Origin of the sequence: Ruegeria arenilitoris, assembly GCF_013030985.1 — a bacterium.
GTDB lineage: Bacteria > Pseudomonadota > Alphaproteobacteria > Rhodobacterales > Rhodobacteraceae > Ruegeria > Ruegeria arenilitoris_B.
In genome coordinates this window covers 42,148-65,417 of record NZ_WPYP01000014.1, presented here as the reverse complement: position 1 = coordinate 65,417, position 23,270 = coordinate 42,148, and the positions used below count along the sequence as shown (strand labels likewise).

Here is a 23,270-nt window from a genome sequence, read left to right as displayed (position 1 = left end):
ATCCTCCTGAAAAATCGTTTGTCGTCCCTGCGGCGCAAACGCGTCACAACATGGATGGAACTACTTGATCCGGTGGGCGGTGCCCATCTTCGAAGGTCTTGATATTGATGATGACCTTTTCACCCATCTCGATCCGCCCTTCCAATGTGGCTGACCCCATATGAGGCAACAGGACGACGTTCGGCAATTGCCGCAAGCGCGGGTTCACATGCGTACCATGCTCGTACACATCCAGCCCCGCTCCGGCGATCTCACCTCCGCGAATCTGACGGGTCAGCGCGTTTTCATCGATCACCTCACCCCGCGACGTGTTCACAATCACGGCCGAAGGCTTCAACAGCTTCAGCCGCCGCGCATTCATCAGGTGAAAGGTCGACGGCGTAGACGGGCAATGGATCGAGATCACATCCATCCGCGCCACCATCTGATCGAGGCTTTCCCAATAGGTCGCCTCAAGCTCCTGTTCGATCTCGGGGCGCAACCGGCGACGGTTGTGATAATGTACCTGCATCCCGAACGCCGAGGCGCGGCGGGCCACGGCCTGGCCGATCCGCCCCATGCCCAGAATGCCAAGACGGCGCCCTCCGATCCTGCCACCCAGCAACGCGGTCGGGGCCCAGCCCTCCCAGTCGCCTTTTTGCATGACCGACAGCCCCTCAGGAATCCGGCGGGTGACCGAGAGGATCAGCGCCATGGTCATGTCCGCGGTATCATCGGTCAGCACGCCCGGCGTGTTCGAGACCAGAATGCCCCGCTGCCGGGCCGTGGCCACATCGATATTGTCGACCCCGGCCCCGTAATTAGCGATCAGGCGCAGCTTGTCACCCGCCTGTCCCAGCAACCCGCCATCGATGGCGTCGGTCACGGTGGGTACAAGGACATCCGCGCCTTGCACCGCTGTGACCAGTTCTTCACGCGTCATGGGCGTGTCATCGTCGCGCAACTGCACATCGAACAACTCGCTCAGCCTGGTTTCCACCGCCTCGGGCAACCGTCGCGTAACGACAACACTCAGACGTTCTCTTGGCACCTTCGCCCTCCCATCGCTTTGCAAATCTTCGCGCGCCATGGCATCGTGGCGCAGGATAAGGCGGGGCACAAGAACCCCAACGCATTGAGACGACCTTTTTTCGAAACCCGATCAACAGGCACAAGAGCAGACAGTCAGTGAGTGGTTTTCTACCAGTAAAATGCCGCCTTCTGGTGGTTACGTCCGCATTTCTGGTCGCGCTGGGGACTCTGACCGCCAGCGCACAGGACAAGCGTGGCCCCGTCACCAACCTGCCCCTGCCGCGATATGTTTCGATGAAGGCCGCCGAGGGCAACGTTCGCCGCGGCCCCTCGCTGACCCATCGAATCGACTGGGTGTTCAAACGGCGCGGGATGCCACTGCAGATTACGGCTGAATACGGCAACTGGCGCCGGGTTCAGGACCGCGACGGAGCCGGTGGTTGGGTCCACTATGCCCTGCTGTCCGGCGCACGCACGGTGCTGATCGAATCCGAGCTGCTGCCCGTCCACACCAGCCCCGACCCCAATTCTCAGGTCAGCGCGAAATTCGAATCTGGCGTGGTGGCGCGCCTGGGCAGCTGCAGCCTGGACTGGTGCCAAATCTCAGCGGGCGGCTATCGCGGCTGGGCGCAGAAATCGAACCTCTGGGGCGTCGATCCCGCCGAGGTTCGCGAATAGCGGGGCGTTCCTGCCGCCCCGCCTGAACAATATGATTGTTATGCACCCGCGGCAGTGCGCGTGCCCATTTCCTTGTCCAGCAACAACAGGTTCCAGCGATCCCCATTGGCCGCTTTGGTCTGATCCAGGATTCTGCCGAACAGGTCTTCTTCCTCGTTCTGTTCAGCCAGGAACCAATTCAGCATGTTCTGGGTGCTGTATTCCTTGACCTCATGGGCCAGTTCGAACAGCGCATTGATCTGGCCGGTTACTGTTACCTCGTTCGCCAGCGCGTATTCCAGCGCCTCAACCGGTGATGCATAGTCCGTCTTGGGCTTGGCGATCCCGTCAATTTCGATTCTCCCACCACGTTGGGCCACAAAGTCGAAAATGCGCATGGCGTGCGTGCCCTCTTCGGCCGAGTGACCACGAAACCACTGCGCGAATCCGGGCAGGTCCTCGGATTCGAAATACGCGGCCATGGCAAGGTATGTATAGGATGCGTGAAGTTCATTGTTGATCTGACGGTTCAACGCTTCTGCGACTTTCGGGTTCAACTTCATCTTCATCTCCTGTTTCAAGGGGGTGCCGGGGTCAATCATACAGCTAAGTTCCCCAACGATCCGGCGCAACTGCAGCTTTAAAGTTTTTTGAATGTTTTTCAGTATATTACCTGCAAAACCTGCAAGTGAAAGGCACTTGCAATACCGGAAGTTTCTTGCAACCTCACGCGATCCGCGGCCAAATATTTGGCAACCGAAAAGAGCAAGATGTTGACGCCGCGGCCCATCCCGCAAGACCTTACCCAGTTGCGGCCGCTCGTGCCCATAATACGTCAAACCGTACAGATGACCGACGGGCGCAAATTCGGAGCTCCGAACCGTCAGGAACTCGGGCCAAATAATTTTTACTCCAAGCTGAAGTTTTTCGCTCAAAGCCCCTTGAACCCTCCGAACAACAATCGTAGATAGCCGCTCACCGTTGGGGTGTAGCCAAGTGGTAAGGCAGCGGTTTTTGGTACCGTGTATCGTAGGTTCGAATCCTACCACCCCAGCCATGATTTTCCTCTAAATCTCAAGACGCATATTTGGCCGCCGATTGTGGCTTGTTTTCAGAATGTTATCTTGCGGCGCCCTCAGCTGAGGCCCGCACGTGAACGCAACAATGGTCGATTTCAAGTCACAGTCTCCGTTCGCGATTCCGACGACACGAGTTTGGTGACTTTGGGAGAGTCTTTAGATCAAAGCGCAACGAACTGCTCGTGCTGATATGCTATCTAACCGCGGTTTTTGATCAATCCGTGAACGGTATTCTGCATACCGCTTAAAGGATTCACGCGAGCCATTTCTTCATCAAGATTGTTGGAGTGCGTGAGACATTGGGCCGAATAAATGAAGTATGTGAGGTAATTTGCATCTCACAGGGGCGACATCACCAATCCGATTATGTCAAATCGACATTTTCGCTCTGAAAACTTCTTTGCGCAGCTCCTCCTTCGCTTTTTAAGCCTCTGCTGATCACAGGGCGGTTTCGTTTGAAAAGGTGAATCAAAAAGTAAATTGTCACCATTGACAAAGTAATGCTGATCATTATTTGTCAACAATGACAATTTAAGGAACCGAAATGCCAAGACCTTCGCTGAAAGACCAAAGATCCCAAGAGATTCTGGATGCTTATCTCACATGCGTGGCGCGGTTCGGGCTCGAAGGTGCGACACAGGAACGGATTGCTGAGGAGGCTGGCGTCAAGCGTCCGCTTCTGCGTCATTACCTGGGCAACAAGGATGAGATGATCACTGCGCTGGCCGACTATGTCGGTGCTGGGTTCGCAGAATCGCTGGACGGGCTTCGACAGGCCTTGCCGAACGGGGCGACGCCGTCTGATCTTGTGGACACGCTGTTTGCCGACAACAGCGGAACCGATCCGCGGTTGATGCTGGCATATCAAGCGCTGGTGACAGCTGTTCCGGCTCGACCGGATCTGCGGCAGGACCTGATGGACAGCCTCACGGAATTCTTTGACGTGGTCGAGGATATCCTGAAACGCGCCACCCCGGATGCGTCGGGTGCCCGCATTCGTGCGGTGACACAGGGAATCTCGGCTATTTTTGTCAGCATGGATGCCCTGTCTCCGCTGGAGCCACCGGCAATTTGGCGCGCCGAATTGAAACTGGCGGCCTCTTTGCTGGCCTCGACCTTGGAGACCAAATAATGAGCTACGCCAGAACAGCGAACTATATCGCGCTACCCATCCTGTTGGCAGCCACTGCGCTGGGTCTCTACTGGGTCTGGGGAGTACTCTTTGTATGGTGGGTCGTCCCGACAATTCTGAACGGGCAGGCCTTTCTGGTCTTCGAGATCAACCGCACAGAGGACCCGGTTTTGTTTTGGGCCGTCGTCACTCTCTGGGCGATGCTGGGTCTGATGATGATCGCCGCCAGCCTTTTTCCCCAATACGCCCATCTGCTTGCCTGAGGTTTTGAGATGACCAAAATGTATCACCATCTGCCGGTCGAGGCTTATACCTCACAGGACTGGTTCGACCGAGAACAAGACCGAATCTTCTCGCGTACCTGGAGGTTTGCGGGATTGGTCGAGGATATCGAAGGCCCAGGGCACTATCTTTCAGTTCAGGCGGGCCTGAACAATCTGTTCATTGTGATGGGGCGCGATCACCGTCTGCGCGCGTTTCACAACATCTGCCGCCACCGGGGGACCCAGCTGATCCGGGCGGTCGGAAAGACGCAGAAAGCGCTGACCTGCCCCTATCACGACTGGACGTACGATTTGGAAGGCAATCTGATCTCGGTGCCCGATGAGACGACCGAGTTCCCCGACGGTGTCGATAAGTCCTGCTTTGGCCTTAAGCCGGCCAGTGTGGACGTCTGGCGCGGCATGTTGTTCGTGCACCCCGACCCGGACGCACCGACTTTGGCGGAATGGTTCGGGGCAGTGGACCCGCACCTCGGCCCCCACAAGCCCGAAGAGCTTGTCGAATACACGGAAGGACGTAATAGCTACGAGATCAGGGCCAACTGGAAGATCGTCGTTGAGAACTACATCGATGTCTACCACCTGAGCCATCTGCATTCGAACACGCTACATATGTATGACCACGCCAAGGCCGAATACGGGTGGCAGGGGCCGCACTATCACTTTTGGGAACCCCCATCGGCGGCGTATGCAAAGAACCACGAAGCCAATCTTCCGATGCCGCGCACGATCCCTGAACCGCATGTCGGTGCATGGGTTCCGATGCTGTTTCCCGGCATTGGCATCGGGGCCAGCGAGGAAAGCTGGAACCTGTTCATCATCACTCCGCTTGCCCCGGACCTGACGCGGGTCGAAAACCGAACAAAGCTGGCGAACGTATCGGACTGGGCGTTCCAGAAACAACAGTGGAAAAGCTGGGGCTTCTGGAAGGGCTTCGGCGGTGCAAAATACCACGGGGATGACGCCGCGGGTGAAGACGACCCGATGGCATCCGGAGATTTTACAACCGAGGATATCTATGCCTGCGAACAACAGCAGAAGTCTTTGAAAAGCCCGTACCTTGAAATCGGTCCCGCCGGGATTGGCGAAAGCCCGATCACGCAGCACCAAAAGGCAGTGCTGGCGTTCATGCAGGACAATTGAACGATGCGGAGACTGATCATGAAACCAGTACAAGCCACCCTGATCGGTGTTGCGCTTGCTTCGGTTCTGGTGCTGACGGCGCAGGCAGACGCACCCGAGGACATTGCCGCACGAATCCTGCAAGCCCAAGACGAACAAAGCCTGCTGGCCACATGGGACAACTGGCACCCCGACGCCACGCATCGGGTCATCCTCAAATACGGCATGGGGCAAGCGGATGACGTCTTCTCATACCGGATCGGCGATGTCACCAATGCGGAAGACCCCGAGCTCGTTAAGGCGCTGGAGGGGTACACGGAAACCGCACGATCCGCGCCTCAGATTACCGCGCGATCCGAGGATGATGTCCGGCACGTCACTGCAGTGACCCAAGTCGATTATGATTGGCAGGGATATGCTGGCAAAATGCGTCAGACAGATGAGTTTGTCTTTGAACCCTTTCAGGGTGGAACGGTGATCCGGTCTTTGACCACGACTTATGACTACCGATGATGGGATACCCTGATGCAACGTGACTTTCATCCACTAACCGTATCCGAAATCCGTACGGAAATCGGAGGCGCGGCCACCAGTGTCACCTTTGATATCCCCCTGGCTCTGACCGATCTGTATCAATGGACAGCCGGGCAGCACCTGACGGTCAGGTTTCTGATCGCCGGAGAGGAGCACCGGCGCAGCTACACGATCTCGAACCCTCCCGGGTCCGCGCTGCGTATCACTGTCAAACGCGTGAAAGGCGGGATCGTCTCGAACCATATCGGCGACACCCTGTCGGCGGGGGATACGGTCGAGGTCATGCCCCCCTTCGGACTGTTCACTTTGAACCCCGGAGCCCTGAAACGCCGCACCCACTATTTCTTTGGTGCTGGCAGTGGCATCACGCCATTGTACGCGATGATCAACGCCGTTCTGGCAGACGAGCCTCATTCCGTGGCGCATCTGGTCTTTGGCAACACAAACGCCGACAGCATCCTTTTCCGACAGGAGTTGGAGCAGCTACTGGCGCAACACCCACAGCGGTTCACTCTGCGCCATGTTCTGTCCCACCCCGCCTTGCTTAGCTGGTTCAGCCCTTGGCGCACGGGGCGGTTGGATGCCGATGCCATCGGGGCCGCAATTGGCGAAACGCCTCCGGTTGCACAGGACGCCCAATACTGGATCTGCGGCCCCGGCAGCATGAACACGGATCTTCGGACAGCGCTGCAAAATCTGGACGTTCCCGATGACCGCATTCACATGGAGAGCTTTGGCGGGGATACCGAAAGCGACCTGAGTTTATCCGGGATCGCGGCGACGGCCCGAATTGAGCTAAATGGCGTATGGTACGACGTTCCGGTTGCTGAGGGCCAAACCCTACTCGAAGCTGCCCGATCGGCAGGATTAAACCCTCCATTCAGTTGCCAGTCCGGAGTTTGCGGGGCCTGCATGGCTCGCCTGACCGAAGGAGCCGTCCATATGCGAAACCGGATCGCGCTTGAAGACGATGATATCTCTAAGGGGCTCATTCTGTGCTGCCAAAGTGTTGCCACCCAAAAGAGCATTGCTTTGAGGTTTGAAAACTAACTTCTTTGACAGGCGGCGATTTGATGCGCTTCAGCCCACACGCCTGCCGGCCCTTCGAAATCAGGTTTTTCCCGAAGGGAACAATGGTGACGGGTCTGCAGGAGCTGTTATTCCTTGAGAGCAGAGTAGCCCGCTCGCGAACTTCTGCGCTTATGAACCCCAAGCGAGAACTTCAGAAAGCCATCCACATCGGCGCTGCTGTTGCTGAAGAACCCGGTCTTTGTGGCTTGGCAGACAACCCGGTGAACCTTTGCCGGATCTGGGAAACCGAGCTCAGAGACACAAAAAATGGACCGGCACGGCTTCAAGGCTCAGAGGTCCGGCATTGGGGTGCTGAATAAGGGCCGGTTTGATGCTGTTTCCAGCTTTCGAGTTGGTTTCTTATTGCTCCGCTGATGCCTAATTTGGCGGCCTCATCCAATCCCTTAAGGTGGCCAAAGCAAGTACCACGGCTACAAAAAACGTTAAGACCTGCAAAAGCGGATCAACTTTGCTTCGGTCAATCGCGCTGCTTAAAATCAATAGGTTCTCGCCGGCCATACGGTCCACATCAACGACATTTTTTCCCATTGGCGATGTAACCTGCAAAGAAATGGTGTCGTCAACAGGCGCCAGGAACCCGATCACCTCGACAGGCGTATTAGTATTTTTGGTCACGATCTGGATTTGATCGCCTCTGAAAAACTGGCCGGATTTCACAAGCATGGCACCTTCCTCCCAGGGCCAACCAGACTCCAAAATCTCATAGGACCCGCCGGAAACCAGCCTTGTTTCACCGGTGGTTGCCACCTGTCCGATGGTCACTTCTCCGCTGAAGGCAAGCGCACCTGCATCTTGCCAAGCCTCTTGGTCGATTATCATCAAAGACCCAAGCGGTATAACCACGCCATTGACGCGCACGGCAGCATCATCGCTCAGGGCGACAATTGAAAGCGCGCCTGTTTCTACGTCGCGCTCAACGCTTACAGTCGCGCCCTTCTCAAAACCGATCTCGGCATGTGAAAGTTGGCGTTCGGAAAAAAGTTCGGCCGCGCACATCCCGTTTTTATCGGTGCCGCCCTTCAGTCTGTTTTCTCGGCGTTCACACAAGAGAATGTCCGAAAACTGCCAACTGTTGTTGACCAAACTCCGTGTAAATTTGGCCTCAAAACCCGACGTCATTACAGAAAGGACATATGTTCGGTTGAAAAGATTTGGGTAAATCACCCAAAGCAAACACATAATAATGAAACCCAAAAAGGTAACCGGTACAATCGGCGAGAGTTTTATACTCTTTGCGGAATTCGCATTTCTTTTTCTGCGCCTAAATTCAGGCCGAGTTATTCTTTTAATAACAGAAGGATTTCTCATGGAAGCGGTGAAACCTGAACAATATGTGGCCGATCCTTGCGTCCTTTTCGAATGCGGTTCACCTCGATGACATCTCCTGCATCAACAACTTGCTTCGGGATGTCACACACAAAGTCAAAAGCAAGGTGGATGGCAGAGTCCGTTTTGACACAATCAACGTCTGACCCGTTTTCAAAAACAAGGTATACTTCATCCGCCGCACGAGAGTTTATTAGCAGCTCAAGCTTCGACGGGGCGCTGTCCAGCTTCTCATTCCAACCAACAGGTGTAACAGTTTGGCCTCTGGCATCACATGACCCCTTGCTTAGCAAACCAGCAAATTGAGATCGCTCAGTCTTGCTCAGATACTCATTGTGCAAAGACTCGAGCGGCACGCGGATCGGTTCACCGGACCACGGCCCGACAACCGAATACTCTCCGAGGGCCTCGTAGCGTCCATCTTGCGAAACCAGAGTGAGACAAACCAAAGAGCCTTCCCAAGCTTCAGGTACCATCGCTTCGAGGTAGGGTTTTTCCTCTGTTGCCTCGCCGACGGACAAAAAACCGGCGACAATACTACCCGAAATCAAAGCCTGTTCACTGAGTGTTTCAGTCAGGGGCGTAACCTGCACCAATTCCTCTGCCATCGCTTGCGGCGCAACCACTGCCAAGAGCGCAATCGTTGTTGCGTTAAGCTTCATAATACCCTCTAATCTCTTTACCCGAGTTAATCTGCCAGTGATTGATGACGTTACGCAAATTGTTTTTGTTGTTCAGCGCGGTAAATGCCCTTTTGGGCACGCAAGCTGTTGGTGAAGTCGTCTCTGTCACAGTCAAAGATCGCAACGGACATGGCTTCCTGTTCGGTGACCGCGGGCAATGCTTTATTTTCCTGCCGAACCATGTTCTGGGACGCAGTTCGAGGTTCAGTTTCCAGTCTTCTTCGGCACCATCCAGTGTTGGCAAAGCAGAACTGATGCAAGGGAAAGTCCACTCAATGGACCTTGCCATTGCCGAAGTCTCGGACAAAACCTTTGACGGATGCGGGACGGACTGGCAGACCATCATATCCTGGAAACATCCCGACACGATCATCGGCCGCGACATCCAGCTCAGGCAGGTCCCGAACCCCGGCCAATTGAAAGAAATCCCCATGCGGGTGAATTTCCAAACCTCGGGCGAGTTCGATGCACGCGTTTCCGAACAGATCGGCATCAACGCGGTTCAGCAAGGAACCAGCGGATCGATTGCATTTTATGATGATCAGGCGATCGGTATGGCAATCACGGCCTCAACACAGTGGGACGCCAGGTTTCTATCGCTGCCGGTTATTCTTCGTGCGGTAGCGTCGACATTAAATTGGTCGCTGGATCCAGAACCTACCTTTGAATCTGACATCCCGCCCTCGAGCACCTTTTCATCCAAAGAACGGGAAAAACCGCGATCGCCGGACCTCCCAATTGACACTTACAGCACCACGATCTCTCCGACGGGTGCTTTTGTAACAGAGGAAAAAGAATGAAACATATACTGCCAATCTGCGCGGCTGCGGCCCTGTCTCTATTTGGTCCGGCCGCTGGGACAGCAGAAGAAATTGATCGATCCAAGCTTGCCGATGGCTGGTTGATGCATTTCCACCCTATCCAGGACAACAGCAAGCCCGACGCCACAAACGGTCGATCCCTGGCCACACTCCTTTACACAGGAGGTTTTCCGGTCGGCTATGACGACGCCTTCGAATTGGATCCAGAACTGAAGAAATACAACGAAAGGTACTGGCTCATCGAATACGATGGCTTTCTCAATCTAACCGAGAATGGCCCGTACACCTTTGCCCTTACGTATGAATGGCCAGGCGGAGCGCAATGTGGCGCCAAACTTGAACTCGAGGGCAAACAACTTGTCGAGCTACCAATTACTAAGAACCTTGCTGCAGGGCCTCGAAATGCATACGCAGACGCCCAGCTTCAGGCTGGGCTCTACCGAGCAAAAACAAAAGTCTATTGCACTAATACCAACGGATATAATCCCCAATTTGACCTTGCCATTCGCGGGCCGTCAGACCCGAAACCGATCCCGGTCAGCAGCAATATGATGAAACACTTGCGCCCGTAAGGTTCCACCAGCGACCTGCCCTTGGCAGAACCTGAAACACGCGGGGAAATCACATAAGGAAAGGCCTCAAAACGGAATCTCATAGTCCTGCGGCTTTGCCTGAGCCACACTTTGCTCTTCGCCAGCAGATACATTCCGGGTCTTTTTCAACATCGCTTCCTGCGGCCGGTACTTCGGTGCTTTGGCAACGCGCTCTCGCACTTCGCCAACCGTGGGACGGCGAAATGCCCGTGGGGTCTCTCCCAGTTCTGTGAAAAAGCCATCCTGCATCATCCCCCGGTCGACCTGCCCATAAAGCGGCGCAAGACTTTCAGCCGCCAGAAAGCTCTGCCGACCAAAAACTGTGTGATAGCGGCTGTTGTTGAACAATGTCTGCCATCCCGTCGGATAGCAGGCCTGCAACTGTTGCGGGTCCTGCCAGAAGGTCCAACAACGCACGCCGTAGCTGCGCAAAAGGGTGACAGACGTCATCAAAAACTCCATTTGCCCCAGCTGCGCCGCCTCATCGATCAGAAACAAAATCGGGCGGTCCGAACCAGCAACCTTGCTCACACGGCGCGCGATGAGTGTTTCCATCCACACCCGTACAAGCGCCCCATGGCTGCGCAGATAGGCAGGTGGCAAAACAACGTAGATTGTGACGGGGGTGTCACCTTCCAGCAAATCCAACGAAAAGCTCGTTTTACTGGTCACCCCTTTGACCACGTCACTTCTGAATACCTCGGTGAATCGCCGGGCTGCGGCCAGGATACAAGCTACTGTGCGGTCGGCCTCTAGTGGCAGTGAATGCGCAGCACCGGCGACTTCGCTTGCTTTCGATCGCGCCATGTCCCTTATGGTCAGATGCATGTCTTTCAGGCTCTGATTCAGCAGATAACTCAGTTCGTTCAGATCTCGCAGGGCTTTCGGACTTTCGTGAACAATATACAGAAGTAACTGAGCCACTAAATGTCGCGCACTAAAGTCCCAGAACGGGTCCGGACTGGTCGTTTCGTTGACGATTGATGCGGCGAGGGACTGGGCGTTCTCCAATGTGGGTTCTGCTTCCAGCATCAAGTGCATTGGGTTCAAGCTGGCACTCTCAAACCCAGTTATCCCGAACGGGTCCAGTATCACGATTTCCTGACCCATGGTCTGTCGCTGGCCCGCGGTCGCGCACGTCAATTCGCCTTTGGGGTCAAACGTCACGATAGAGCCGGGATACTCCAGCAACGTCGGAACAGCCAATGTCCACGTTTTGCCTGAGCCTGTAGGTGCGAAGGTAATCAGATGCCCCTCTGATCCCGCCTGTATCTTTTCATCAATGGATTTTTCTGCGCCGCTTGCAAAGCCTGGTTGGACCTGCTCTGGGCCAGCAACTCCAAGAGGAATGCTCATTGCCTGCGACGAGTCGAAACTTTTGTCCATGTGCTGCTCCCTGTTCTTTGGGAGACTCGACATGGGTTAACGCACAGGGTTTCGCAATCAATCCGAAGGGGCAGAATTTTACATGCTGCGCTCACTTGTGACTTTGCCAATATGGACACGCAGTGAAACAAGTGCGCGCTCTGCCTGCTCTATTTCCGCCCGAATCTGGATCGCTTCTTGATGGTCGATCCGATGATCGGTTAGGGCCTGATGCATCGCTCGCAGAACCTCTGTGGCTTCCAGCACAATCCTGTTCGTCGCACGATAAAGATGCTCTTCTTCAAAACCGACAGACGTCTCGATCCGGTCTGCGGCAACAAATGGGGTCTTATCCAAAAGGTAAGCCGCCAAGCGCGCATCGGGCATCGCCTGGATCAGCAACTTGATTTCATCGGCAGAAAAAACTGTTCGATTTCGCAACCGAGCATAGAAGGCGTCGTATTCCAACCCGATCCGGGCAGCCACGTCCTTTGCGCTGTACGTTTGTTCGGTCGTCAAAATCCGATGCACCAAGGACGCAAAATCAGATCCACGCATAAAATTTTATCCCATTAAGCAAGTTGTGCGTATTGCACTTCAGTTTCAGAAATACCTACGACTTTACAAGTAGCTGTTTTGGTCAGAGTTTCTAATCGCCATTTCCGAACTAATTTCCAGTTCCGAGTTACATGGACCCGTCGCTTTATTCCCGGCACCTGTGCTTATTTAAGCGACCGTGTCTGCGAAGGCCAAGGGGCTTTCCCGTCCCAATGTTGAATGTAATCGGTGCGGATGGTCGGAAGGCCCAATTGGATCAGATAATCTGTGGTAAGGCCATCAGGCTATGGGTGTCGCTCAATACAGTCAGAGTTGGTTGCAGAACGGTCCATGTGCGTGGCTTTTATGCGAGGCCCTGCGAGAAAGCGGAAAACCTCCTCTTTCCCATTCAGGACCTGTCACAGGTCAGGGGAGTTCGCCCGTCGCCTTCCAATACCCAACATTCTGAGCCTTCAAAAACTGCGGCTGTAAGCGGTTTACCATATCCCGCCCCGGTATCTATGTTCACACGGTTTCCGTGATGTTCAGGAGCAGCGACGTGAGTATGACCGTGAACAACCAGCCAGGGGTGAGGGTCCGGGCAGTTCAGGAAATCCTCTCTTATCCAGATCAGGTCGTCGGGATCCTGACGATGCAAAGGAATGCCGGGCCGTATCCCTGCATGAACAAACAGCAGGTCTTCGTGTAGGTGGTAAGGCAACAGACCCGCCAGAAAATCGATATGGGCCTGCGGAACAGCAGCTTTGGCCTTGGCGTGGATCCGATAGGTTCGATCCCCTTCGTTCACCTCAACGCCATAGGACTTCAGCGTTTCAACGCCTCCTATCCGGGGATGAAGCCAATGATATCCGACCAACAGGCGTGCATCGTTGCGTGGATAGTCCTCTAGGAACATCGCGCACATCTGGTCGTGGTTGCCGCGCAGAAAGGTCCAGTTTTTGCCGTCGGACTGTCCTTTCACCAAAAGGTCCAGAACCTCGCGACTATGGGCGCCGCGATCGGTGTAGTCACCGATAAAGACAATTTGGGCATCGGACCCGCCATCGTTTTCGATGCGCGCCAGCGCGTCTTCCAACATGTGCAACTGACCGTGGATATCACCGATGGCATAGATAGGTTCCGGCATATTTCAGGCGCTCTTACTCAGACCAGTCGATGCGGAACTCTTCCCGAAAGGCAAAGCGCACCAGATGGGCTTCGATCACGTCTTTCCAACGCGCCAAGTCCCCGCGCGGACCGGTTGCTGCAGTTATCGTCAGGCTGTTGTCATTCGCTTCGAGGGTCACGCTGTCCCCATCCGGGAAGGCCACGCTGCCCTTCGTTTCATCAAAGAAAACCTCAGCCTTGTGCGACCAGTGTTTGCAGAGTTGCTGCAAGTACTTACTGGCCGCAGCGGTTTCCGCAACACCTAAGGCTGTCAGATCCGGCAGCAAACTCAGCCCGGCATTGGCAGCGTTGCGCATCGCCGTTGCAAACAGTGTGACGTCGATATTGGTGGCCACAAAGCTGGCCCCGATATCCAGGCATTTGCGTTGCATCGCCGGATCAAGGGTCAGGATACCCGCCGCCTTGCCCGCCGCCACGACGCGGGTCAGCGCGTCCAACACGGCCGCGACCACGTCGGGGTGACCGGCATTGCCGATATGGCCCATATCGGCAGCCAGATCGGATGGGCCGATAAACACCCCATCCACATCGGTTGCCAGAATATCGTCCAGCGCTGCCAGACCCTTTTGGTTTTCCACCTGTACCAGCAGGCAAATCTGTTCGTCCGCAGTTTTCAGGTAGTCCGGGATCGCCGCAAAACGCGAGGCCCGCGCAAGTGCCGAGCCCACACCCCGCACGCCATGCGGCGGGTATTGCACCGCCCGCACCAGTTCACGTGCCTGATCCCCGCTTTCGACCATGGGCACCAGAAGGTTCTGCACGCCCGCGTCCAGGTACTGCTTGATCATCCAGGTCTCGCCAATCGGCAGACGCGCGACCGGGGTGCTGCCCGATCCCTCGATCACCTGCATCTGCTCAAGGATCGAGCGCAGATCGTTCGGCGCGTGTTCACCATCGACCAGCAGCCAGTCGAACTGCGCGGTTGCTGCGATCTCGGCCGTATAAGCATTGGCCATTCCGACCCAGCAACCGATCTGGGGCTGCCCTGCCCTGAGAGCGGCTTTGAACGTGTTCTTCGGCGCAGGCATGTGCAACGTTCCTTTCAGGCGAATTTGATATCGACCGAGCCAAAGGGCCCGAAATCGGCATGGATCTCTGTTCCCGATGGGCACTCGACCGGGCGGATAAAGCTGCCGGACAGGATGATCTGACCGGGTTCGATGCTTTGGCCGTATTGCGCCATGCGGCGGGCCAGCCAGACCACGCTTTCGACCGGATCGTTCAACACGCCCGCACCCAGACCGGTTTCCTCGATCTCGCCATTGCGGAAGGTCAACGCGCCGACCCAGCGTAGGTCAAAGGCATCCACGGCGTGCCGTTCCGCCCCCAGCACGATGCCCGCATTGGCCGCGTTGTCGCTGATCGTGTCAAACACCGTGCGCGCTTTGCCGGAGTCGGGGTCGACCCGCTGAATACGGGTGTCGAGGATTTCGATCGAAGGCGCGACATAATTCGTGGCGGCGATGATATCGTCGCGGGTGACATTCTCGCCACCGACTGCGGATTTCATCACAAAGGCGATCTCGGCTTCGATCCGCGGCTGGATAAACCGGCCCGCGGGGACGGTTCCACCGTGTTCAAAAGCCATATCATCGAAAAGGATGCCACTGTCGGGAATGTCGATATTCAGCGCGTATTGCATGGCCTTCGAAGTCAGGCCGATCTTCCATCCGATCACTTTGCGCCCTTCGGCCAGTTTCTGGCGATAGATGGCGTTTTGCACCTCATAGGCGTCGTCCATCCCCATCTCGGGATGGCGCAGGGTCAGCAGGCCGATCTGCTCGCGCGTACGCTCTGCCTGCAGCAGGTCAGCGGCGGCACTTGTGTGATCCTCGGGGGTCATGGCCGTTCGTCCTCAACGGTGTTGCGCAGCGTACCGATACCTTCGACCGAGACCTCGACCACATCGCCCGGCGCCAGATATTTCGGAGGATCAAACCGCGCCCCTGCCCCGGTCGGTGTGCCGGTGACGATGATATCGCCCGGCTGCAGGGTCATGAAGGTCGAGATATATTCAATCTCGCGCCGGACCGGGAACATCATGCGGTTCAGGGTGTCGTCCTGGCGCAACTCACCATTCACATGGGTCTGAATACGCGCATCATCCAGTTGCGCCGCATCAGTGAAGGGCACCAGCCATGGGCCGATGGCACCCGAGTTGTCCCAGTTCTTGCCCTGGGTCACGTTGAACTTGGCGTGGCGCACCCAGTCGCGGATCGTGCCTTCGTTGCACAGGGTCAGGGCCGCGATATGGTCATAGGCGTTCTCTTGCGAAATCCGGCGTCCGGTCTTGCCGATCACGATGGCAACCTCACCTTCGTAATCCAGCGTGTGGTTTTCCGGTGGACGGATCAGCGGGCAGTCATGGCCGGTGAAGCCGCTGGCAAAGCGCGGGAACAGCGACATGTATTTCGGCTGCGCGCTGCCATCCTTGTATTCCGCATTGCGATCCGGAAAATTCACCCCGACACACAGGATGCGACGCGCATCCGGCATCACCATCTCATAGGTAAAGTCGGCATGGGTCACCGCTTTGCCCTCTGCGGCTTTGACCAGTTCGTCAAACGCCCCGGCCGCGATCACCTCGTAGAGGGTGGCGTAATAGGGAAACTCGCTATTCAGCGCGATGGCGCCGGCATCTGTGGCTGCGCCAAAAAAGGTTTCGCCATTGGCAGAGTATGTTGCAAAGCGCATCAGGCCTCCTCGGCGGGTTCGATGCCGCCCATGCAGATGTATTTGAGTTCCATGAAGTCATCGAGCCCATGGCGGGACCCTTCGCGCCCCAGACCCGACATTTTGACGCCACCGAACGGGGCTTCGGCGGTCGAAATCAGGCCAGTGTTGACGCCAACCATTCCGTATTCCAGACCCTCGGACACACGCCAGACACGGGCCAGGTCCCGGGAATAGAAATACGAGGCAAGCCCGAACTCGGTATCATTGGCGGCAACTACGACTTCGTGCTCGGTATCGAACTTGAACAAGGGCGCGACGGGGCCAAAGGTTTCCTCGGTCGCCACCGCCATGTCCGAGGTCACGCCGGTCAGGATAGTGGGTTCAAAGAAGCTGCCACCAAGCGCGTGGGTCTTGCCGCCCAGCACCACCTCCGCCCCTTTCGAAGTCGCGTCTTCGACATGTTCAACCACCTTGTTCACGGCGGCCTGATCGATCAACGGGCCAAAGATGATGCCCTCGTCGAACCCGTTGCCGGTTGGCAAGGTCGCAACCTTTGCGGCCAGCTTTTCAGCGAAGGCATCATAGACCCCCGCCTGCACGTAGATGCGGTTTGCACAAACGCAGGTCTGGCCGTTGTTGCGAAACTTAGCGATCACCGCGCCCTCGACGGCGGCATCCAGGTCGGCATCGTCGAACACAATGAACGGCGCGTTGCCGCCCAGCTCCAACCCCAGTTTCTTGATCGTCGGGGCACATTGCGCATAAAGCATCGCGCCGATCTCGGTCGATCCGGTGAAAGTCAGTTTCTGCACGATTGGGCTCGACGTCATCTCGCCGCCAATTGCGCGCGCTGAACCGGTGATGACCGAGAACAGACCCGCAGGCAGCCCAGCGCGCTCGGCCAATACAGCCAGCGCAATGGCCGAGAATGGAGTTTGGCTTGCGGGTTTCATCACCATCGAACAGCCCGCAGCAAAGGCCGGACCGGCCTTGCGGGTGATCATGGCATTGGGAAAATTCCAAGGCGTAATCGCGGCCACAACACCGATGGGCTGTTTGACCGTAATGATCCGCTTATCCGGCGCATGACCGGGTGTGATATCACCGTAAGCACGGCGCGCCTCTTCGGCGAACCATTCGATGAAACTGGCGCCATAGGCGATTTCACCCTTGGCCTCAGCCAGCGGCTTACCCTGTTCGGCGGTCAGGATGGCGCCCAGATCATCCTGGTTTTCCATCATCAGATCGTACCAGCGACGCAAGACTTGGCTGCGCTCTTTCGCGGTGCGTTTGGCCCAGTCTTTCTGGGCGCGCTGTGCATCAGCAATTGCCTCGGCCGTTTCTGCAGCACCCAGATTGGGCACCCGGCCGATCAATTCACCCGTGGCTGGGTTGGTTACATCAATCGCGCTTTCAGCCTCGGTGGCATCCACCCATCTGGACCCGACCCGCGCCATTTCGGCAAGCAGGCTGGGATCGTTGAGACGCAGTTCAGTCATTCGAATTTCCCTGTGATTCCGGCCTTAAACCGAGAAACTGATATTGGCCTGACCCGTTCCGGAACTTCCGAAATACGGGGTGTAGATGTCGATCTTGCCCTTGTAGCTGCCCCATCCAAGGGCGCCGAACAGCAAGGCGGTATCGTTCATGGCGCATTCGCCCGCGCATTTCTTGGCGTAGTCGGGCAGGAGTTCCAGGAACTCTTCAAAACGGCCCTGTTCCCACAGATCCAGCACGCGCATGTCCATCTGTCGGTTGAACTCTCCATTCACCGAATTCAGGCCATCGACCGAGCGTTCGTTGGGCGTGAAATCATGGCTCAGCGACCCCGAGGCCAGGATCGAGACGTTCCGGTCAGACCGTCGGATGCCTTCGGCAATGGCCTCACCCCAAACCCGGTTTTCGGCTATCGACGAGAACTGGTTGACGGCCACAGGCAGAACCCGTGCGTTTACGCCTTTATTGATGAAATACATCGGCAGCAGGGTGCCATATTCCATCCCCATATCCGGATGCGAATGTCCCAGCGCCCGTTCGCCACGCTCGCGCAGAACGTCAAGGATGGTTTCCCCAAGCTCGTGATCGCCGCGATAGTCGAACTCCATATCCGCCAGCATATGCGGAAGCTCGTGGCTAATGAACCGGCCCTTGTGGTGCTCTTTCGTGTTCAGGTGAAAGCCCTGATTGGTGATCCAGTGGGTGTCGAAAACGACAAATGTGTCGACCTTGCGGTCAATCGCATCCTGACGCAGGCGCGCATAGCCATCAATGGCAGGCTGGCGGATGCCTTTGTATTTCGGCATCGTGTGGGACATCCAGATACTTGGCACATGCGTAATCTTCGCGGCCTGTACAATTTTTCCCATGATCGTCTCCTCTCCAATATGCGTTGCGCGCCTGTCAGCCCGATCAGGTCACCGGGAAGATCACGTTTGTCTGTCCGGTGCCAGAAGACGGGAAATACTCGGTAACAACCTCGCATTTCGCATCATACGCGTCCCATCCCAGCGCACCGTAGAGCATGGCAGTGTCATGCATCGAGCCTTCGCCACAGCAGAAATTCGCATACTCTCCCAGCATTTTCAGGAACGTGGCGTGATCTCCGGCCTGCCACATGTCCAGAACATGCAGATCCACCTGGCGATTGAATTCCGAACTGATGGTGAATGTACCATTGTTTGCTGCGTAATCCTTGTTCGGCCAGATCTTGTGGCTCAACGACCCAGAGGCGACCAACAGGACCTTGCTGTCGCTGGCCTCCACGGCCTCGCGGATGGCTTCGCCGACAAGGCGGCTTTCCTCATGGCTATGAACGGTGCACCAGGCGGCAATCGAGACCACCTTGAAATCCGCCTCGCGGCTCATGAAGCGCATCGGAACAAGGGTGCCGTATTCCAGCTCCAGGCTGTCCACCTGATGGCTGAGCGTATGCACGCCCTTTTTCGTGGCGATGTCGGCAATGGCATCGCCAAGCGCCGGATCGCCATCATATGCGTATGGCAGATCCTTGATGAATTGCGGGAATTCATTCGAGGTGAACAGGCCCTCGAAGTGCTTGTTCGAATTGATGTGGAAACCTGCGTTCACAACCCAATGCGTATCGCAGATCACCACTGTATCGGCACCCAACTCCTTTGCACGCCGTGCGATTTCCCGATGCCCGTCGATCGCCGCTTGACGCGCGCCTTTGACCGGGCCTTCCTGTTCCGACATCAGCATGGTCGGCACATGGGTCATCTTGGCCGCGAGAACGATTTCTCCCATATTCTCCTCCTATCAGGTTGAGGTGAGCGCGTTTCCAGTTTCTGTGGAGGCAGGCCGTTAAAGCTTGCCCAGTTGCATGATCTTGTGCTGACCGGTGGCAAAGCCGATGTGCTTTTGCTCCATGTAGAACTCGAACGACCAGTCGCCGCCGTCGCGCCCGATACCGGATGCCTTGACCCCGCCAAAGGGCGTGGGCAGGTGGCGCACGTTTTCCGAATTCACCCAGATCATTCCGGCCTCAAGCTTGTCGGTAAAGCGCAGCGCCCGGGTCAGGTCGTTGGTCCAGACATATCCGGTCAGACCGTAAGGCGTGTCATTGGCCATCTGCAGCGCCTCTTCCTCGGACGAAAACGGGATCGAGGTCAGGACAGGACCAAAGATTTCTTCGCGCGCGATACGCATCTGGTTGTTGGCGTTGGTGAACAGGGTCGGGCGTATAAAGTAGCCTTCGTCGCCCAGCTTCACGCCGCCCGCCGCGACGGTCGCGCCATCCTCTTTGGCGATGTCGAAATAGCTGGTGACCTTGTTATAGTGCTCTTCCGTCACCAGCGGGCCGATTTCGGTCGCCGGGTCCAGCGGGTGGCCAACCTTGATGTTGTTGACGCGCTCGATCAGCTTGGCTTCGAATTCATCCTTGATGCTGTCCTGCACCAGCAGGCGCGAGGACGAGGTGCAGCGCTCGCCGTTGATCGAGTAGATCATGAAGATCACCGCATCCAGCGCCCGATCCAGATCAGCATCGTCAAACACGATGACGGGGTTCTTACCGCCCAGTTCCAGATGCATCCGCTTCAGCGTGTCGGCACCTTGCTTGGTGATGATGCTGCCGGTGCGGCTTTCACCGACAAAGGCGATGGCCTTGATCAGAGGGTGCTCGGTCAGCGCCTTACCCGCGTCGGGGCCAAAGCCGTTCACGGTGTTCAGCACACCCTTGGGCAAACCGGCCTCTTCGGCGATTTCGACCAACAGACGGGCCGACAGGGGCGAATCCTCGGCGGGTTTGTGAACCACGGTGCAACCAGCGGCCAGAGCGGGCGCGATTTTCCAGGTCGACAGCATGAATGGCGTGTTCCACGGGGTGATCACGCCCACCGGACCAATCGGCACGCGGGTGGTGACATTCATCAGGGTCGGCGATTTCAGATGCTGACCGTCGCGCGCCTGCACCACTTGATCTGCGAAGTAACGAAAATTCTCAGCACCACGCAAGGCCGCTTTGGACATAAAGCGCAGGGTCTGGCCCGTGTCCCAGCATTCGCACAGCGCTATTTCCTCGGCGCGGGCCTCAATGGCGTCAGCCACGTTCAGCAGAATGCGGCGGCGCTCGGTGGCGGGCATGTCGCGCCATTCGGCAAAGGCCGCATGGGCTGCTTTCGCGGCGGCATCGATGTCCTCGGCGGTGCCGTGAGCAACATCGCAGATCACGGACTTGTCGACCGGTGAGGTGGATTGAAACACCCCTGCGGCCCCGGCAACGTCTTCACCCGCGATGCGGTTCCTGATGCCCGTCTCTTTGAACCGCGCTAAAAAGCCCGCGAGTTTTTCGATATTTGTGTCCAGTGCGCTCATGGTTCAGGTCTCCTGAGTGGTCGCGCCAAGGTGTTCGCGGATCGTACCGGTCTTGGGCGAAAGCTTGGGGTCGATGTCGCGCATCTCAAGCGAGAGCGCGATGGAATGGTGTCGGAAGACGGGGGCCAGATACGCCCTGACCGCTTCGAAAATGCGCTGCGTGGCGTCCTGTTTGACGTCGTCGGATCGACCGGCGCGCAGACGGATCGAGATATCGATGAAGCCATGCGCCGGATTGCCGTCTGCAATGGCATAATGATCAACCCGAACGGCGCGGACGCGAATGCCCGGCATCGGAAAGGTATCGATCTCGGCAGCCGTGGCCCGGATGCACTCGCACAGGCCACCCATGTCGACCTTGTCCTCCAGGTTCCCGGAATATTCGACGTGAAAATGTGGCATGCGCTCTCCCTTATTGCTTAACATGTTTACTATTTTACAATCACGCTGTCAAGAACTTGCCTTGTTAATCTTTGCAATTTCGGAAACGGCGCTTTAGAAGGCCGCATGACCACTCAAAGCCACACAAAAAGAACGTCCCGATCCCTTCCGATTGCACTGTTGCGCGCACGGGAAACCGTCATGGCACCGATCCGGGATATGCTTCACGACATTCAACTGACCGAACAAAAGTGGCGCATCCTGAGGGTTCTGGACGAGCTGGGCGAGGTTGAACAAAGCGCTATCGCCCACGAGGCCTGCTTGCTGCTGCCCAGCCTCACCCGTATTCTGCGCACGATGGAGGCTGAGGGCCAGATCACCCGTCGCCAGGACAACGAAGACAAGCGCCGCACCATGGTTAGGATCACCGATGCGGGCCGCGCGGTTCTGAAAGACAACCTTGCCACGTCGTTGGCGATTTCCAGCAATATCGAGGCACAGATGGGCCGCGAGAAGCTGGATCAACTGCTGGACCTACTTGAAGAACTACAGGCGGTTAAAGTCTGACCCCGCCCGTGGCAGGCGAGGTCAGGTGAGTGGTGGTTAAAGAGTCGCCAGACCGGTATCCAGCGCCGACAGGATCTTGGCCACGTCCGCGGAGGTGATGATCAGCGGCGGTGACAGGATGATGTTGTTGCCGGACACACGCACCATCACGCCGTCTTCGTAAGCCGCTTTCTGAACCTGCAGTGGCAGGTGTTTGGCGACAGGCGCCTTGGTCGCGCGATCCGAGACCAGTTCCAGCGCGCACATCAGGCCCTCGCCTCCGCGCACATCTCCGATGACATCGTATTTCTCGGCCAGCTTTTGCAATCCGGCAAACAGTTCCTCCCCGCGCGCGGCGGCGTTTTCCCAAACGCGCAGGCGCTTGATCTCGGACAGCGCGGCCAAGGCCGCTGCGGCACCAACCGGGTGGCCGGAATAGGTATAGCCCTGATCCACCGACGCCTTGCCCGTGGTGTCACTTTCGAACACCTCGGCGACGCCACCTGAGATCATCGCCGCGCCAAACGGGAAATAGCCGTTGGTGATGGCCTTGGCCGTGGTCATGATGTCGGGCTGCACCCCCCAATGCCGCGCGCCGCTTTCGCTGCCGGTACGACCAAAGGCGGTGATGATCTCGTCCGAGATCAGAAGAATGCCGTGTTTCGAGCAGACCTCGCGCACCATCGGCATGAAGCTTTTATGCGGAGGGATAACGCCCCCTGCCCCCAGAACCGGCTCCATGATGAAGGCAGCGACGGAGTTTGCCCCCTGAAACGCGATCTCGGCCTCAAGCGCCTTGACGCAGAGCTGCGCCAGACGTTCCGGATCGGTCTCGTCAAACGGGTTGCGATAGGTCCACGGGGCGGGCACATGGAAACAGCCCGGCATCATCGGCTCGTAAGCCACGCGGAACTTCTGATTGCCGTTGACCGAGGCGGCGGCGAAATGGGTGCCGTGATAGCCCTGCTTCAGGCTGATGAATTTGGTGCGCCCGGCCTCACCACGGACCTTGTGGTATTGCCGCGCCAGTTTCAGTGCGATTTCAACCGAATCCGAGCCGCCCGAGGTAAAGAACGCTCGGGTCAAGCCATCGGGCTCAAAGAACTGCGCCAGTTCATACGACAGCTCAATCACCTTGTCGTTGCTGGTGCCGCGGAAGGTCGAATAATAAGGCAGCGCGTTCAGCTGATCGGCGATGGCCTGCTTTACCGGCTCGCAGGAATAGCCCAGATTGACGTTCCAAAGCCCCCCGACCGCATCCAGCGCCTTGTGACCATCGACATCGATAATGCTGACACCCTCACCGCCGTTCAGAATGGTCGGCGGGTTCTTCTGACTGTCAGCGGGGTGCGCCATCGGGTGCCAGAAATAACGAGCGTTGTTTTCTTTCAGAAAGTTCGAGTCTTTCATGTC

General features: G+C 56.9%; 25 protein-coding genes and 1 tRNA gene. 10 read left to right on the top strand and 16 right to left on the bottom strand.

All coding sequences use genetic code 11. The features are described 5' to 3' along the window. Positions 1–43: 43 nt before the first annotated feature. The gene (locus tag GOX88_RS21480) at positions 44–1,030 is read right to left on the bottom strand and encodes a 2-hydroxyacid dehydrogenase (RefSeq protein ID WP_170407004.1); all 987 of its coding nucleotides are present in this window, start codon (positions 1,028–1,030) and stop codon (positions 44–46) included. A gap of 191 nt (positions 1,031–1,221) precedes the next feature. Between GOX88_RS21480 and GOX88_RS21475 the strand changes: the two genes are divergently transcribed. Further along, the gene (locus GOX88_RS21475) at positions 1,222–1,689 is read left to right on the top strand and encodes an SH3 domain-containing protein (protein WP_254436184.1); all 468 of its coding nucleotides are present in this window, start codon (positions 1,222–1,224) and stop codon (positions 1,687–1,689) included. Positions 1,690–1,727: 38 nt separating this feature from the next. Here GOX88_RS21475 and GOX88_RS21470 read toward each other — a convergent pair whose 3' ends face one another. Beyond that, positions 1,728–2,231 (bottom strand): ferritin, encoded by a 504-nt coding sequence (locus GOX88_RS21470; RefSeq protein ID WP_170406867.1) that lies wholly within the window; start codon positions 2,229–2,231, stop codon positions 1,728–1,730. A 419-nt stretch (positions 2,232–2,650) separates the two neighbouring features. Between GOX88_RS21470 and GOX88_RS21465 the strand changes: the two genes are divergently transcribed. From GOX88_RS21465 to GOX88_RS21440, 6 genes are all read left to right on the top strand, one after another. Then, positions 2,651–2,725, top strand: a tRNA-Gln gene (locus GOX88_RS21465). A gap of 566 nt (positions 2,726–3,291) precedes the next feature. Then, the gene (locus GOX88_RS21460) at positions 3,292–3,879 is read left to right on the top strand and encodes a TetR/AcrR family transcriptional regulator (protein WP_170406863.1); all 588 of its coding nucleotides are present in this window, start codon (positions 3,292–3,294) and stop codon (positions 3,877–3,879) included. Continuing rightward, positions 3,879–4,142 carry a hypothetical protein gene (locus tag GOX88_RS21455; protein WP_170406861.1) on the top strand — a complete coding sequence of 88 codons (264 nt, stop codon included), beginning with the start codon at positions 3,879–3,881 and terminating at the stop codon, positions 4,140–4,142. The genes GOX88_RS21460 and GOX88_RS21455 overlap by 1 nt, the downstream gene beginning before the upstream one ends. A gap of 9 nt (positions 4,143–4,151) precedes the next feature. Then, positions 4,152–5,303 (top strand): aromatic ring-hydroxylating oxygenase subunit alpha, encoded by a 1,152-nt coding sequence (locus tag GOX88_RS21450; protein WP_170406858.1) that lies wholly within the window; start codon positions 4,152–4,154, stop codon positions 5,301–5,303. An 18-nt stretch (positions 5,304–5,321) separates the two neighbouring features. Beyond that, positions 5,322–5,795, top strand: a complete 474-nt coding sequence (locus tag GOX88_RS21445) for a hypothetical protein (protein WP_170406856.1) — start codon at positions 5,322–5,324, stop codon at positions 5,793–5,795. A 12-nt stretch (positions 5,796–5,807) separates the two neighbouring features. Then, positions 5,808–6,866, top strand: a complete 1,059-nt coding sequence (locus GOX88_RS21440) for a ferredoxin--NADP reductase (protein WP_170406853.1) — start codon at positions 5,808–5,810, stop codon at positions 6,864–6,866. Between the two features lie 399 nt (positions 6,867–7,265). On the opposite strand, the gene GOX88_RS21430 is transcribed toward GOX88_RS21440, so the two are convergent. Further along, the gene (locus GOX88_RS21430; protein ID WP_217354283.1) at positions 7,266–8,102 is read right to left on the bottom strand and encodes a hypothetical protein; all 837 of its coding nucleotides are present in this window, start codon (positions 8,100–8,102) and stop codon (positions 7,266–7,268) included. A gap of 110 nt (positions 8,103–8,212) precedes the next feature. Then, a complete protein-coding gene (locus tag GOX88_RS21425) occupies positions 8,213–8,896 on the bottom strand; it encodes a hypothetical protein (protein WP_170406845.1) in 684 nt (227 codons plus the stop codon). Between the two features lie 44 nt (positions 8,897–8,940). Here GOX88_RS21425 and GOX88_RS21420 point away from each other — a divergent pair, with 44 nt between their 5' ends. Both GOX88_RS21420 and GOX88_RS21415 read left to right on the top strand, forming a co-directional pair. Then, positions 8,941–9,717: a hypothetical protein gene (locus GOX88_RS21420; RefSeq protein ID WP_170406842.1), complete on the top strand. Its 777-nt coding sequence runs from the start codon at positions 8,941–8,943 to the stop codon at positions 9,715–9,717. Continuing rightward, positions 9,714–10,310, top strand: coding sequence for a hypothetical protein (locus GOX88_RS21415; RefSeq protein ID WP_170406839.1), 597 nt, complete (start codon positions 9,714–9,716; stop codon positions 10,308–10,310). The genes GOX88_RS21420 and GOX88_RS21415 overlap by 4 nt, the downstream gene beginning before the upstream one ends. Before the next feature lie 66 nt (positions 10,311–10,376). On the opposite strand, the gene GOX88_RS21410 is transcribed toward GOX88_RS21415, so the two are convergent. The 11 genes from GOX88_RS21410 to GOX88_RS21360 all read right to left on the bottom strand — a co-directional run bounded on the left by GOX88_RS21410 (position 10,377) and on the right by GOX88_RS21360 (position 21,332). Continuing rightward, entirely contained in the window at positions 10,377–11,717 is a 1,341-nt protein-coding gene (locus GOX88_RS21410) for a type IV secretory system conjugative DNA transfer family protein (protein WP_170406836.1), read from the bottom strand. A 78-nt stretch (positions 11,718–11,795) separates the two neighbouring features. Beyond that, positions 11,796–12,254, bottom strand: coding sequence for a phage regulatory CII family protein (locus tag GOX88_RS21405; RefSeq protein ID WP_170406700.1), 459 nt, complete (start codon positions 12,252–12,254; stop codon positions 11,796–11,798). Between the two features lie 388 nt (positions 12,255–12,642). Next, entirely contained in the window at positions 12,643–13,380 is a 738-nt protein-coding gene (locus tag GOX88_RS21400) for a metallophosphoesterase family protein (protein ID WP_170406833.1), read from the bottom strand. Between the two features lie 13 nt (positions 13,381–13,393). Then, the gene (locus GOX88_RS21395; RefSeq protein WP_170406830.1) at positions 13,394–14,449 is read right to left on the bottom strand and encodes an aldolase/citrate lyase family protein; all 1,056 of its coding nucleotides are present in this window, start codon (positions 14,447–14,449) and stop codon (positions 13,394–13,396) included. A gap of 14 nt (positions 14,450–14,463) precedes the next feature. Next, positions 14,464–15,264, bottom strand: a complete 801-nt coding sequence (gene hpaH / locus GOX88_RS21390; RefSeq protein WP_170406828.1) for a 2-oxo-hept-4-ene-1,7-dioate hydratase — start codon at positions 15,262–15,264, stop codon at positions 14,464–14,466. Beyond that, a complete protein-coding gene (locus GOX88_RS21385) occupies positions 15,261–16,115 on the bottom strand; it encodes a fumarylacetoacetate hydrolase family protein (RefSeq protein ID WP_170406825.1) in 855 nt (284 codons plus the stop codon). Before GOX88_RS21385 ends, hpaH begins: the two co-directional genes overlap by 4 nt. Then, positions 16,115–17,596: an NAD-dependent succinate-semialdehyde dehydrogenase gene (locus tag GOX88_RS21380; protein WP_217354282.1), complete on the bottom strand. Its 1,482-nt coding sequence runs from the start codon at positions 17,594–17,596 to the stop codon at positions 16,115–16,117. The genes GOX88_RS21385 and GOX88_RS21380 overlap by 1 nt, the downstream gene beginning before the upstream one ends. Positions 17,597–17,620: 24 nt before the next feature. Beyond that, entirely contained in the window at positions 17,621–18,463 is an 843-nt protein-coding gene (gene hpaD, locus GOX88_RS21375; protein WP_170406822.1) for a 3,4-dihydroxyphenylacetate 2,3-dioxygenase, read from the bottom strand. A gap of 43 nt (positions 18,464–18,506) precedes the next feature. Further along, on the bottom strand, positions 18,507–19,361 hold the full coding sequence (gene hpaD, locus GOX88_RS21370; protein ID WP_170406819.1) for a 3,4-dihydroxyphenylacetate 2,3-dioxygenase: 855 nt from the start codon (positions 19,359–19,361) through the stop codon (positions 18,507–18,509). Positions 19,362–19,418: 57 nt separating this feature from the next. Beyond that, positions 19,419–20,930, bottom strand: a complete 1,512-nt coding sequence (gene hpaE / locus GOX88_RS21365; protein ID WP_170406816.1) for a 5-carboxymethyl-2-hydroxymuconate semialdehyde dehydrogenase — start codon at positions 20,928–20,930, stop codon at positions 19,419–19,421. A 3-nt stretch (positions 20,931–20,933) separates the two neighbouring features. Continuing rightward, on the bottom strand, positions 20,934–21,332 hold the full coding sequence (locus GOX88_RS21360) for a 5-carboxymethyl-2-hydroxymuconate Delta-isomerase (RefSeq protein WP_170406814.1): 399 nt from the start codon (positions 21,330–21,332) through the stop codon (positions 20,934–20,936). A 105-nt stretch (positions 21,333–21,437) separates the two neighbouring features. Here GOX88_RS21360 and hpaR point away from each other — a divergent pair, with 105 nt between their 5' ends. Further along, on the top strand, positions 21,438–21,878 hold the full coding sequence (gene hpaR / locus GOX88_RS21355) for a homoprotocatechuate degradation operon regulator HpaR (protein ID WP_170406811.1): 441 nt from the start codon (positions 21,438–21,440) through the stop codon (positions 21,876–21,878). A gap of 36 nt (positions 21,879–21,914) precedes the next feature. On the opposite strand, the gene GOX88_RS21350 is transcribed toward hpaR, so the two are convergent. Continuing rightward, a complete protein-coding gene (locus GOX88_RS21350) occupies positions 21,915–23,267 on the bottom strand; it encodes an aminotransferase class III-fold pyridoxal phosphate-dependent enzyme (RefSeq protein WP_170406808.1) in 1,353 nt (450 codons plus the stop codon). Positions 23,268–23,270 lie beyond the last annotated feature (3 nt).

Bases quoted from the DNA above. Each gene is read 5' to 3' on its own strand.
- GOX88_RS21415 (WP_170406839.1), top strand. From the start codon at position 9,714: ATGAAACATATACTGCCAATCTGCGCGGCTGCGGCCCTGTCTCTATTT.
- GOX88_RS21410 (WP_170406836.1), bottom strand. From the start codon at position 11,717: ATGGACAAAAGTTTCGACTCGTCGCAGGCAATGAGCATTCCTCTTGGA.
- hpaH (WP_170406828.1), bottom strand. From the start codon at position 15,264: ATGACCCCCGAGGATCACACAAGTGCCGCCGCTGACCTGCTGCAGGCA.
- GOX88_RS21405 (WP_170406700.1), bottom strand. From the start codon at position 12,254: ATGCGTGGATCTGATTTTGCGTCCTTGGTGCATCGGATTTTGACGACC.
- GOX88_RS21450 (WP_170406858.1), top strand. From the start codon at position 4,152: ATGACCAAAATGTATCACCATCTGCCGGTCGAGGCTTATACCTCACAG.
- GOX88_RS21440 (WP_170406853.1), top strand. From the start codon at position 5,808: ATGCAACGTGACTTTCATCCACTAACCGTATCCGAAATCCGTACGGAA.
- GOX88_RS21385 (WP_170406825.1), bottom strand. From the start codon at position 16,115: ATGCGCTTTGCAACATACTCTGCCAATGGCGAAACCTTTTTTGGCGCA.
- GOX88_RS21420 (WP_170406842.1), top strand. From the start codon at position 8,941: ATGACGTTACGCAAATTGTTTTTGTTGTTCAGCGCGGTAAATGCCCTT.
- hpaE (WP_170406816.1), bottom strand. From the start codon at position 20,930: ATGAGCGCACTGGACACAAATATCGAAAAACTCGCGGGCTTTTTAGCG.
- GOX88_RS21395 (WP_170406830.1), bottom strand. From the start codon at position 14,449: ATGCCTGCGCCGAAGAACACGTTCAAAGCCGCTCTCAGGGCAGGGCAG.
- GOX88_RS21425 (WP_170406845.1), bottom strand. From the start codon at position 8,896: ATGAAGCTTAACGCAACAACGATTGCGCTCTTGGCAGTGGTTGCGCCG.
- hpaR (WP_170406811.1), top strand. From the start codon at position 21,438: ATGACCACTCAAAGCCACACAAAAAGAACGTCCCGATCCCTTCCGATT.
- GOX88_RS21380 (WP_217354282.1), bottom strand. From the start codon at position 17,596: ATGACTGAACTGCGTCTCAACGATCCCAGCCTGCTTGCCGAAATGGCG.
- GOX88_RS21350 (WP_170406808.1), bottom strand. From the start codon at position 23,267: ATGAAAGACTCGAACTTTCTGAAAGAAAACAACGCTCGTTATTTCTGG.
- hpaD (WP_170406822.1), bottom strand. From the start codon at position 18,463: ATGGGAAAAATTGTACAGGCCGCGAAGATTACGCATGTGCCAAGTATC.
- hpaD (WP_170406819.1), bottom strand. From the start codon at position 19,361: ATGGGAGAAATCGTTCTCGCGGCCAAGATGACCCATGTGCCGACCATG.
- GOX88_RS21470 (WP_170406867.1), bottom strand. From the start codon at position 2,231: ATGAAGTTGAACCCGAAAGTCGCAGAAGCGTTGAACCGTCAGATCAAC.
- GOX88_RS21455 (WP_170406861.1), top strand. From the start codon at position 3,879: ATGAGCTACGCCAGAACAGCGAACTATATCGCGCTACCCATCCTGTTG.
- GOX88_RS21460 (WP_170406863.1), top strand. From the start codon at position 3,292: ATGCCAAGACCTTCGCTGAAAGACCAAAGATCCCAAGAGATTCTGGAT.
- GOX88_RS21445 (WP_170406856.1), top strand. From the start codon at position 5,322: ATGAAACCAGTACAAGCCACCCTGATCGGTGTTGCGCTTGCTTCGGTT.
- GOX88_RS21400 (WP_170406833.1), bottom strand. From the start codon at position 13,380: ATGCCGGAACCTATCTATGCCATCGGTGATATCCACGGTCAGTTGCAC.
- GOX88_RS21360 (WP_170406814.1), bottom strand. From the start codon at position 21,332: ATGCCACATTTTCACGTCGAATATTCCGGGAACCTGGAGGACAAGGTC.